Source organism: Ochrobactrum sp. SFR4 (assembly GCF_019730395.1).
In the GTDB taxonomy this organism is placed as follows: domain Bacteria; phylum Pseudomonadota; class Alphaproteobacteria; order Rhizobiales; family Rhizobiaceae; genus Pseudochrobactrum.
In genome coordinates this window covers 1-324 of sequence record NZ_JAAPBB010000488.1, presented here as the reverse complement: position 1 = coordinate 324, position 324 = coordinate 1, and the positions used below count along the sequence as shown (strand labels likewise).

Annotated in this window: 1 protein-coding gene; it reads left to right on the top strand. The window is 50.0% G+C overall.

The features are described 5' to 3' along the window. The coding region (locus HBA93_RS19935; protein WP_221724438.1) for a peptidoglycan-binding domain-containing protein at positions 1 to 261 on the top strand (261 nt) is incomplete at its 5' end. Positions 262 to 324: the final 63 nt, after the last annotated feature.

Genomic DNA, 324 nt, shown 5'->3' with positions numbered 1-324 from the left:
CAACAGCAGGAAAGAACCGCTTCCGTTGAACCGGTTTCTGCAAGAACGTCCGGCGGGCAGGCGGTCTCTGCTGAGGAGCTGGTGCGAATTCAGGCCGGTTTGAAAGCCTTCGGTAATGATATGGTGGTGGTGGACGGTGTTCCGGGTAAAACCACGGAAGATGCAATTCGGGAATTCCAGAAATTATTCCGTCTCAATGTCAGCGGTAAACCTGATTCTGAACTGATCGGTAAAATGCGCGAAATCGGCCTTATCAGCTGATTTGACGGGAACAGGTATTTACACTGATGCGTCTGACGAGTGAATTCTGGGTTTCAGCATTTA